Origin of the sequence: Nitrobacter sp. 62-13 (genome assembly GCF_001896955.1) — a bacterium.
In the GTDB taxonomy this organism is placed as follows: Bacteria; Pseudomonadota; Alphaproteobacteria; order Rhizobiales; family Xanthobacteraceae; genus Nitrobacter.
In genome coordinates, this window is the sequence record NZ_MKRN01000206.1 from 36,951 (window position 1) to 48,283 (window position 11,333).

Annotated in this window: 7 protein-coding genes and 1 pseudogene; all 8 read left to right on the plus strand. The window is 54.7% G+C overall.

Annotation, left to right across the window (positions count from 1 at the left end):
• Positions 1-535, plus strand: a pseudogene (locus BGN91_RS16760) (cell filamentation protein Fic); the annotation flags it as partial.
• Positions 536-710: 175 nt separating this feature from the next.
• Positions 711-2,663 (plus strand): Qat anti-phage system ATPase QatA, encoded by a 1,953-nt coding sequence (gene qatA / locus BGN91_RS16765; protein WP_292615109.1) that lies wholly within the window; start codon positions 711-713, stop codon positions 2,661-2,663.
• 180 nt (positions 2,664-2,843) lie between these two features.
• Entirely contained in the window at positions 2,844-3,554 is a 711-nt protein-coding gene (gene qatB / locus BGN91_RS16770) for a Qat anti-phage system associated protein QatB (RefSeq protein ID WP_292615110.1), read from the plus strand.
• Entirely contained in the window at positions 3,551-4,918 is a 1,368-nt protein-coding gene (gene qatC / locus BGN91_RS16775) for a Qat anti-phage system QueC-like protein QatC (protein ID WP_292615111.1), read from the plus strand. The genes qatB and qatC overlap by 4 nt, the downstream gene beginning before the upstream one ends.
• A complete protein-coding gene (gene qatD, locus BGN91_RS16780) occupies positions 4,918-5,679 on the plus strand; it encodes a Qat anti-phage system TatD family nuclease QatD (RefSeq protein WP_292615112.1) in 762 nt (253 codons plus the stop codon). Before qatC ends, qatD begins: the two co-directional genes overlap by 1 nt.
• Positions 5,680-5,707: 28 nt before the next feature.
• The gene (locus BGN91_RS16785) at positions 5,708-7,456 is read left to right on the plus strand and encodes a DUF262 domain-containing HNH endonuclease family protein (protein WP_292615113.1); all 1,749 of its coding nucleotides are present in this window, start codon (positions 5,708-5,710) and stop codon (positions 7,454-7,456) included.
• A 16-nt stretch (positions 7,457-7,472) separates the two neighbouring features.
• Positions 7,473-7,922 carry a hypothetical protein gene (locus BGN91_RS16790; protein WP_292615115.1) on the plus strand — a complete coding sequence of 150 codons (450 nt, stop codon included), beginning with the start codon at positions 7,473-7,475 and terminating at the stop codon, positions 7,920-7,922.
• A 2,534-nt stretch (positions 7,923-10,456) separates the two neighbouring features.
• On the plus strand, positions 10,457-11,333 hold an 877-nt coding region (locus BGN91_RS16795; RefSeq protein ID WP_292615117.1), incomplete at its 3' end, for a molybdopterin-dependent oxidoreductase.

Sequence of the window (11,333 nt, forward strand, 5' to 3'; positions counted from 1 at the left end):
AGACGGTAATGGGCGCATTCATCGCTATTTGATGCACCATGTTCTCGCCCGCCGCGGCTTCAATCCGCCAGGTCTGCATTTCCCCGTGTCTTCGGCCATCCTCGACAGGATCACCGAATACAAGGGTGTGCTGGAGAGCTATTCCAGCAGGCTGCTTCCGTGCGTTCAATGGGAGGCCACACAAAAGGGTAATGTGAAGGTCTTGAACGATACCGGCGATTTCTATCGATTCTTCGACGCGACGCCGCACGCCGAATTTTTATATGAGTGCGTCCGTCAGACGATCGAGCAGGATCTTCCCAACGAAACCAACTTCCTCCGAAGTTTCGACGCCTTCCGGGCCGGCATCGAGAACATGATCGACATGCCCGAACGCACGCTCAATAATCTCTTCGGCTTCCTTCGGCAGAATGACGGAAAACTGTCCAAGCGAGCGCAGGAGAATGAGTTCGCAGAGCTGACCGCGGACGAGATCACACAAATAGAAGAGCTGTATCGATCTTCGTTCATCGCGAAGAGCGGCGAAGCTGTATAATTGGAGCAGCCCGTGAGTCAGAAACGCAGTCTATGGCCCACAACGATTGACATAAAAATATGCGCCGCAAAGTTGCGCCATTGCGGAATCTGTACTTTTCCGTGTAAGTGTATCACTGGGGCATGACCTGAGCACAGAGAGATAATTTTGCCGGGCTGCCCCTTCGGGGGAGCCCATGTTTTTGAGCGATCAGGAGACAGAAGTTGATCTCCTATATTACGAATCCATTGCACGAACCGTCGTTAAGCTTATCGGCGAGACGCAATCTTCCGCGGTAACAATAGGCGTCCACGGCGATTGGGGTGCTGGAAAATCCAGCGTCCTCAAGATGACGTCTGCCGCCTATGAGGGCAAAGACCGTGTCTTATGCCTATGGTTCAACGGTTGGGCGTTCGAGGGGTTTGACGACGCGAAGACCGTCGTCATCGAAACGATTGTGGATGAGCTGCGCCGCGCGCGGCCCGCGTCGGCCAAAGTCGCTGAAGCCGCTCGCAAAGTCCTGAAACGCGTTGATTGGCTAAAGATCGCCAAGAAGACGGGTGGTCTCGCTTTCACGGCAATGACGGGCCTGCCGACCTTCGATCAGCTGCAAAGCATCGTTGATGTCGCGAAGTCGGTGATTGAGAAGCCGCAAGATCATATCTCCGTCGATGATATCAAATCCGTTGCGGGTCAAATCGGCGACTACATAAAGGCACCCAAGGAGGAAGCCGATCATCTCCCGGCTCAGATTCACGAGTTCAGGAAGGAGTTCGAAGAGCTTCTCAATGCCGCGGACATCGATAAGCTCGTCGTCATTGTCGACGACCTTGATCGGTGCCTGCCCGAAACGGCCATCGCGACACTCGAAGCAATCCGCCTTTTCCTGTTCGTTCCCCGCACGGCATTTGTCATCGGGGCCGACGAGTTGATGATAGAATATGCGGTTCGAGAACATTTCCCGGACCTTCCACCCAGCTCCGGCCCTGTTCCGTACGCAAGAAACTATCTTGAGAAACTGATTCAGGTTCCCTTCCGCATTCCAGCGCTTGGGCTGAATGAGACACGCATGTACGTGTTTCTGCTTCTCGCGGAGAACGCACTCGGCCCAAACGACGATAGATTCAAGAAGCTGCTCGATGCCGCTCGCAAGGATTTGCAGAGACCGTGGCAGAGCAAAGGACTCGATCGTACCATCGTACGCGCAGCGTTGGGCTCTCTTCCCGATGAAATCGAACAGGCGATCGTTCTCTCCGCCCATATCAGTAAGATCTTGAGCGAGGGTACACGTGGAAATCCGCGCCAGATAAAGCGCTTTCTGAACTCGATGATGCTTCGCTACGCGATTGCTGTCGAACGGCAGTTCGCGGATGAGATTGAAACGCCTATTCTAGCGAAGCTGATGCTTGCCGAAAGATTCTCGTCTGACCTCTATGACCAGATTGCCCGGCTGGCAGCTACTGCGGGGGATGGAAAATGCGCCGCACTTGGCGAGCTTGAAGATCATGTTCGAGCCGAGCAGAAGCGCACGGAAAAATCGGCAAAGCGTTCGGACAAGAAATCAGCGAAGGACGAATCCGAGCCGGAAGTACTTTCAGAGCAGGCTCAGAAGTGGGCGGAAAGCGAGTGGGCGAGAAGCTGGGCAGCAATCGATCCGCCCCTGAAAGACGTTGATTTGCAGCCATATGTCTTCGTCACGCGCGACAAACGAGGCTACTTCGGAAGTTTCGCAGCATCCAGTCATTTGGAAGCCATCGTCGAGCGACTCATGGGGCGACGGCTTGTGGTGCGTCAGAGTTCAGCCGAAGTCGCAAAGCTAACTGGCACTGATCCCGAACAGGTGTTCGATGCACTGCGTAGCCGCATAGCTGATAACGACAAATACAACATAGAGCCGCCAGGCATTCAGGGGCTAATCGTCTTGGTCGCTGCGCATCCTGTCTTGCAGCGCCGATTGCTGACGTTTGTGAGCGAACTGCCCATGGCAAAACTTGGAGCCTGGGGGGCAACCAGCTGGGGTGAATGTTTTACTGATCCGGCGTTGATTGCGGAATTTGCCGCGATCCTCAAAACCTGGTCGGAGCAAAACGACAATGCTGTGCTGCGGACGAGCGCGACGGCGGCGCTCAGATTGAAGAAGAAGGGTTAGGCCGTGGGAACGTCGACTTCATATGGCGGACCCGGCACCGGACTCGTACCTTCATGGGTAGATGATCCCGTACCCGGAGCGGCTCCCGCTCCTAACGTGCCGGCTGCTCCGGCAAGCCCTGGGCAACCTTCCAACCCTAATCCGGCACCGCCCGCCAATCCTGGCGTAGCACCGCCGGCATTGCCGACGCCTCCACGGCCGGAGACGAGAGGCGCGGGGCGTTTCGGTTCTTCACAGGCAAACTTCTCCCGTTTTGCCGGCACGGGCAGCCGCAGTTATTTGGAAAAGGCCCTCTCAAGTTACGTGCGTTCAGGCAACGGCGGCCCGCGCCGCGCCGCGCGCCGCATGGGCGCATCTCGCGCAAGCGGCAGCCGCCTCCTCACGGTAATCCGGAATGTCCAGCAGTCGGGTGCCGTCGCGGCTCTTCGCAGCCTCAATCTGGAGTCACTGGCAGGCCAACCTGCTGCTGACGTATTTCTCGCGATGATGGACTTCGTGTGTCCGCCGGGCGGCTCCCTCGATGAAGCGATCGCCCGTGAGGCCATGGCTGACGCAATCTGCGACTTATCCGAAGAAGGTCTCGGAAATTTCGACACCCTGACACCAGAACAGCTCAATGAATTCTTTCTCGACTTCATTGCGCGATCAATCGAAGGCCGCGTTATCAACGATATCGGTGCTCGGGGAATAACCTTACCAGCCGATGCCAGGGCGGCGGAGAATGTTGCAAGTCAACTCCATGACTTCGTGTCGGGAACGACCAAGGGAGAATTGCTGGACCAGCTGGACGGTTTGACGAGCCTGAACGACAGCCGGGTATCCGCGCTCGTGAATGATATTTACGAAGCCGCGTTCGAGCTCGTTGCAGTGGCGTCGGAGGCCGCGGAATGAAACACCATAGTATAATTTGCCGCCTCGGCGCATCGGACAAGACGCCAGTGAAGCCCTCTCGTGTCGACAGCGAAATCACTGAGATTTCGTTCATAGAGAGCGAGAGCCGCCTGGAATTCGGTTTGGGTCAGGCGATGGACCAGCTGGGCGCGCTGGGGCTCGTTCCCTCGGAAACCTCAATTGACCTCTGCATTCTGGCGGCACTGTTGACCGCGGCTGATACCCGCATATCGCGAGGCGATACGCAGGACAAATGGACCAGAGAAATCGACCTCCACGTGCCGGTTTCTGATCCAGCGCTATGGACAGCGCAGACCCCCTTGCTCATTAAGACCCTGAACTTCCTCACAGGAGATCGCTGGGGCGTCTATTTCCGCAAAAGGATCGCATCTCAGAAAACCCTTAAACGTGCGGCCCACAAACTGAGGACGGCACACCCGACCTCGATTTGTCTGTTGTCCGGAGGACTCGACAGCTTCATCGGCGCAGTCGATCTGCTTGCTAGTAAGGAGGTTCCACTGTTTGTCAGCCATTATTGGGATGGCACCACCAGCAAGCATCAGACTTACTGCATCGACAAATTGACGAAGAATTATACGGGCAAGCGGGTGGACTGCATCCGAGCCCGCGTCGGCTTTCCCAACCACACTGTCGAGGGAAGCGACTCAGAAAACACGCTGCGCGCCCGCTCATTCCTGTTCTTCTCTTTGGCTACGCTGGCCGCCGATGCCGCCGGCGTAACAAAAATCCATGTGCCGGAAAACGGACTGATTTCGCTGAATGTTTCTCTCGATCCGCTTCGTCTCGGATCGCTGAGCACGAGAACGACACACCCATTCTACATGGCTCGCTTCAATGAACTTCTGCAAGGGCTTGGCATTGCAGCGTCTCTTGAGAACCGATATCGACACATGACAAAGGGCCAGATGATTGCTCAGAGCGTCGATAAGGCATTTATTGAGAAGAATGCGAAGAACACGATGTCCTGCTCAGCGCCAAACAAATATCGATTCTCGAAAGACAAGAGCCTTCGAAAGCCTCAGCATTGTGGCCACTGCGTGCCATGTCTCATTCGCCGCGCGGCGCTGCTCAGTGGTTTAGGAAAGGATGATACCTCCTACGCGATTGCGAATTTGAAGGCCCGTCCGCTAAATACGAACAAAGCAGAGGGCGATCATGTTCGTTCCTTCCAATATGCTCTCGCGAAGCTCGATCGCAACCCGAAGCGCGCCCAGTTTGACATTCATCGTCCCGGTCCGCTGATCGATCATCCAAATGATCTGAAAGCCTACGAAAAGGTTTATGTTGATGGCCTCCGGGAGGTCGGGGCTCTGCTCGCCGGAGTTAAGGCGAAGCCGCTTTGATGAATCCAGAAGCTAAAGTCAGACCATCATGGGTCGATTTCCATTGTCACCTTGATCTGTATCCGGATCACGCGGACATTATCGAGGAGTGTGACCGCGAGAAGGTCGCGACGCTGGCCGTAACCACAACGCCGAAAGCATGGCAACGTAACCATCAACTCGCGTCTGGCTCGCAAATGGTTCGCGCAGGCCTTGGCCTCCATCCACAATTGATATGCGAGCGCGCTTCGGAAATCGCGCTTTTCGAGAAGCTGCTCGAAAACACCCGCTATGTAGGCGAAGTTGGATTGGACGCTGGGCCAAGACACTATCGGAGCTTCGAAGAACAAGAGCGGATATTCGCACGCATACTTCGCGCATGTGATGAGCAGGGCAGCAAGATTCTAACGATTCACAGTATCAGAGCTGCGTCCAAAGTACTCGATCATCTCGAACAACATCTTTCGCCTACTGGGGTGAAATGTGTCCTGCACTGGTTTACCGGGACGAACGCCGAAGCAAAGCGCGCTATCGAATATGGCTGCTATTTTTCGATCAATAGTGAAATGCTCCGAAATCCAAAGCATCGAGCGTTGGTCGCAAAGCTGCCGCTTGACCGGCTGCTGACGGAAACCGATGGCCCGTTCGTAAAGAACAATGCTCGTCCGTTGCGTCCCAAGGACGTTCAAGCCACGGTCACTGAACTAGCGGATATACACAGCATGCCGTCCGCCCAAATGGCAAAATATGTATTGGAAAATCTGCGCAGCCTACTGATCTAACGAATGTCGCTCTCAACGGGGGAAACTGATGGCCAAAACACTCGAAGCACATGACAAGCTAATTCGGGAAATTTTTGAAGGGAGTTATCAATTCGAGATTCCCGACTATCAGCGGCCCTATGCCTGGACAACTGAGCAGACGGAAGAGCTTTTCAATGATCTTGTTTCAGCAATGCAAGATTCTCGAACCTCTACAGCTACAACCCAGTATTTCTTGGGCAGCATTGTTCTTATAAAGAACGATAGGGAGCCGAAATCATCCGTCGTTGACGGCCAGCAGCGTCTGAGCACGCTAACCATGTTATTCGCGGCGCTGAGAGCGGCGATGCCGGACGCCGCTGACGACATCACTGATTTCCTATATAAAAAGGGAAAGGCGAGTCTCGGCGAGAAAAATGAGTACCGCCTCCTTGCTCGTGAGGAAGATGCTGATTTTTTCCGAAAATTTATCCAAGAGCCCGGAGGCATCGAACGTCTCATTGAGAACACGGAGAAGCTTGGCGACAGTCGGCTGCGTTACCGGGAAAATGCCAGTTTGCTACAGAGAAAGATTGCGGAGCTCTCGCCGGTGGACCGAGACGCGCTATGGAAGTTTCTGGCTAACGATTGTTCGCTGGTAGTCATCTCGACCCCCGACCTCGAAGCCGCATACCGCATCTTTTCGGTCTTGAACAATCGCGGTCTTGATCTAGCGCCTATCGACATTCTTAAGGCGAACATCCTGGGATCAATTCGAAAGATTGCAGGCGAATCCAAGAGCCATGCTTACGCGAAGAAGTGGAGTGAGATCGAGAGCAAGCTTGGCAGAGAGGCTTTTGGAGAACTGTTTGGTCACATCCGCACCGTTTACACCAAGCAGAAGCAGCGGGCGACACTGGTCAAAGAATTTCAGGATAATGTGACAGAGTATAATTCCCCGATCGATCTGATCGACAATGTGATTACTCCGTATGCGGAGGTATGGGAATTTGTCAGAGAGGCAGACTTCGAGGCAACAGAGCATGCCGAGTCGATCAACGATTATTTGTCCTGGCTAAATCGTGTTGATTTCAAGGATTGGGTGCCGCCGGCGATACTCTATTTCAAGAAGTTCCGAAACAAGCCTGCTCTGTTGAATGAGTTTTTCAGGGCGTTGGAGCGACTAACGTATTTTCTCGCTGTGACACGAGTCGGTATTAACGAACGTATCGAAACCTTCGCAGCCCTAACCAAGGAAATTGAACCCGCCTCATTCAAGGGTGATTTAATTGCACTTACGACGTTAGCTCTCACTGCGAGGCAGCAGCGGGAGTTCATTGCCGCCCTCGACGGCGATATCTATCGCCGTCTCCCAAAAGCTCGGATGGCATTGATGCTGCGCCTCGAAGCACTTGTAAGCGACGGTAGCAAGAAGCAAGCATTCGACCATTTGTCCCTTGAGCACGTATTGCCGCAAACACCGCCAGTCGACTCTAATTGGACGAAGTGGTTCCCCGATGAAGAGGCGCGAGAGTCTTGGACCCACCGGCTGGCTAATCTTGTACCGCTTCACATTCGGAAGAATCCGTCAGCCAGTAACTACGATTTTGAGACCAAGAAGAATGTTTACTTCACTGGAAAAGGGACGAGTTCGCCTTTCATCCTGACGAACGAAGCCAGATCCCAAGCCGAATGGAAGCCCGCCTTTCTGGTTGAGCGGCAGAAGCGCTTGTTAGGGATTTTAAGCAAGCACTGGCAACTCGACCTTAACGCGACGGACGCGAAACCTAATCTGGCTTTAGAGGCAGCGAATGGCTAGGCCGTACCGCAAGTAGATGCCCCGAGCGAAGAAACAGTCGGATTTCAAACTGCCGGGCATTTGCGCCGGTAGCTGGCGAGGCGAAATCCTCGGCACCTGCACCGTCAACTTTGGACAGGTGGTTCAGCCAGGGCCGCCACGGCAATCTGTCGAGTTTTCCTACATGATCATGCCCGCGTCGCTGACTATGCCGGGGGGCCGCTTTACCTGGCCTGGCATCGTCATGTTCATGACCCCAACTCCAATGAAGACCGATTTTCCAGACGCAGGCACGCTCTTCAAGGCCGAACACATGCCGTCCCTCAGCCTATCTCTGGAGGTCACGCGGGCGCAGTTTTCCGACATGCTCAGAATGCTGGAGGCGAAGCGTCTGAAGGAAATTCACTTCACCCTTGAAGACAGCACTGACGGTTCGTGGCCCGTATATAGCTGGGGCGTATCGGCAGCATTGACCCGAGATGCCTAGCGAGGTGCTCAATAACAGTTTGATAAGCATCGTTTTGGTACTATGCTTACTCAAAGGGCTGGAATGATTCGATCATTCCAGCCCTTTTTTTAGCACAACTTTTAGCACACAATTATTTTTAAAATCATATTGTTGTTTTGTTTCAGTTATTTACTCGATTGATCGTCCGTCTCATAACCTGAAGGTCATAGGTTCAAATCCTATCCCCGCAACCAGCAACGAGGCCCCTGGAAACAGCGTGTTTTCAGGGGCTTTGCTTTGGTGCTCTCCCTCAAAAGCTTAAGGAAGCGGTCGTGGAACCACGCGGAAGAGTATCGGAGCATAGAACCACGAAATTGTGTGCGACGACCTGACTCGCCGGCGGCCGCGCAAGTACCTCCACGAGGGCATCTCGCTTAGAAAGGTTAGCGGCGCTATCGTGTGCTTTCGGATCCGTGCGCTTCAAGCGGCCGCTACATTTTCGTCTTGTGAAAATAACCTGATTGAGCGTCCAGAGATCTTCCGGGCTCCTGCTATAGCCGAACAATTGGTGTCGGTTAGCTGTCTGGTCATCGCGGTGCAAGCCGATTTGATGAGGGTCGCGAGAAGTCAGCCGCGAGGGCGTTTCCGTTCAACAGCAGAACTGCCTCCAAATCTTTTTTCAAGCGCGCGATGATTGAAGCACCAGCGGACCAGTGCATAGACGGCACCAACGGGTCGCAATGAATAGCTCCATTTCTAGCACCGTGCTTCTCGGCAAAATTAATCATTAAATATTCAGGCGTGGCCCGCTCTTTATGCGCATGCGAACGCGGTTAAGGTCATCTATCAACAGACGACCTTTCGTCTTTCGATGACTCTCCAAGAATTTGACGTTGCTCCCTTAGCGACTCAACCCGCATGCGGGGCCTTATGCGATTGGCGCCTTCAAGACATCCGCATGCGGCCGCGAGGATTTTTCGAGCGGTTCGGATATCTTCACCTCGCACTCGATCCATCCGCATTGGGCGTTCCGCTAGCGGATGAATGGAACTGCAGTTTGATATCGGCGCGGACGAACTGCGGCATGGCCTCGCGTTTTGTTTAAGCGAAGCCAGTCTCCGCCGTCGATCGACGTGTCGATACAAAGGGTTCGGCTCTTCAACGACTTCATGCGCTTGTATCAGAAATATGACATGCGCATACGGCGTCATGCTGGCCGCAAACACAGAGCCGGCCATGCGGCGAGTCCCATTTTGTTTGCCGACCTCGTCAGTCTCCTTTGTGTTTCCCGGCTAGAGCCTTTTCGATTTTGGTGGAATCGACCTGGACGATACTTCACCTCTCCCCATCGGGGAGAGGTCGGCGCGAAGCGCCGGGTGAGGGGGTTTTGACCAGTCGATAGGTTGTAACCCCTCACCCCACCCCTCTCCCAATGGGAGAGGGAGCACGCGTCGTTTCGTGGCAGGTGTTTCCACCAAAATCGAAAAAGCTCTAGCGCCCGATTCCCTCATCGAAAGGCCGAGATCATTGGATTGGTCGAGCAATCGCACGCGTCCGATGTCACGGTGATCAGTTACTCGTGGCCTGGAGTCTGGATCAACGCCGGGCAACGTTCTCGGACTTATGTGGGACAATGGAGCGACTTACGTCGCGAACGATCATGCAGCGTCCGCGCGTCATGCCGTATAGACCCGGGGCAAGATCAAGTGCTGGCATCAGACCTTGCCGCATCATGCCCGATAATTGCTGTCTCGCACGGCAGATCCGCACCTCGTCGAGCGCTACAACAATGTTCGCTCTCACGAGAGCATCGTTAACCTCACGCCTGTCGACGCTACTTCGTCCGAGCGAAACGATCCTGGCTGAACGTCAGCGCATCAAGCGCGAGACCGTCATAAACCGTCGCTTGAAGCATCGACTGCAGGCCTGCTTTAACTCGCTTAAACTCTAACCCTGATGAGGCAGGGCATTCCTTCGTCAACGCTCGACCGGTCCAAAATTATCTGACGATGGACGATCGTGCCCGCAACAGATCATCAGACGGTTAGCCGTTCCTGTCGGCCATTAAAGGAATACTCCATTCCCTATTTTTAATTCTGCGCATTGCCGGATCCGATCAACGATGAGCGCTTATGCTCGAAGAAAGACGCTTGCGTGAATTGCTTGGACGACGGAGTGCCTTTGTTGTGCATTTGACATAGGCATCGCCAGTTGCGCTTCATCAACGCTGCTTAACTTGTCGACCATCGCGATTACCACAGAGGAGACCATCGCATCGCGCATGGATTGCGCCGTTGCAAAAAACAAAAACTCCGGCCTATGTTAGGAAATCATCTGGGATCCCCCAAACCGCCGCAAGGCTGACGACTCCTGCCACGATACTGATCGTAGTGGGAGTGTTTATCCCGAACCCAGTTTGGTGAATTTTGTTTGCCTGCAAATGAGCGGGCGGACTCGCCGCGATTAATCCTGCGCGCGACAAAACGACGGGAGGAATAGCACCTCCCGGCGAAAGGTGATGCGTTGAGTAACGACAGGCCGCGCGGCCGGACGAACACACCGAGGAGACGCTGATGAGCTGGATACTTGACCTTGTTAATCCCCGAGAGCGCAAGTGGGAAGAGTTCTACCGCAATCGGTGGTCCCACGATAACGTCTTCCGCAGCACGCATGGCGTGAACTGCACCGGTGGCTGCTCCTGGGCGATCTACGTCAAGGACGGAATCATCACCTGGGAGATGCAGCAGACCGACTACCCGCTCCTCGAGCGCAGCCTGCCTCCTTACGAGCCTCGTGGCTGCCAGCGCGGCATCTCGGCCTCCTGGTACGTCTACAGTCCGATCAGAGTGAAGTACCCTTATATTCGCGGTCCTCTTGCCGACATGTGGAAGGCGGCAAAAGCTTCGTATCCCGATCCGATACAAGCCTGGGCTTCTCTGGTTGAAGACGAGGAGAAGCGTCAGCGCATGCAGAAGGCGCGCGGCAAGGGCGGCTTTCGTCGTGCGAAGTGGGAAGAGCTGACCGAGCTGATCGCCGCCGCCTGTTTGTACACCGCGCGCAAGCATGGTCCGGATCGCGTGATGGGCTTCTCGCCGATCCCCGCGATGTCGATGCTGTCATTTGCGGCCGGTACGCGCTTCTTGTCGCTTTTCGGCGGATGCTCGATGAGCTTCTACGATTGGTACGCCGACCTGCCGACCTCGTTCCCGGAAATCTGGGGCGATCAGACCGACGTGTGCGAAAGCGCCGACTGGTACAATTCCAAGTTCATTGTTTCGATGGCATCGAACATGAACATGACGCGTACCCCCGACGTGCACTTCATCTCGGAGGCGCGAACCGAGGGGACCAAGTTCGTGGTTCTGTCGCCGGACTTCAGCATGGTCGCCAAGTACTGCGACGAGTGGATTCCGATCCAGGCGGGCCAGGACACGGCGCTGTGGATGGCGG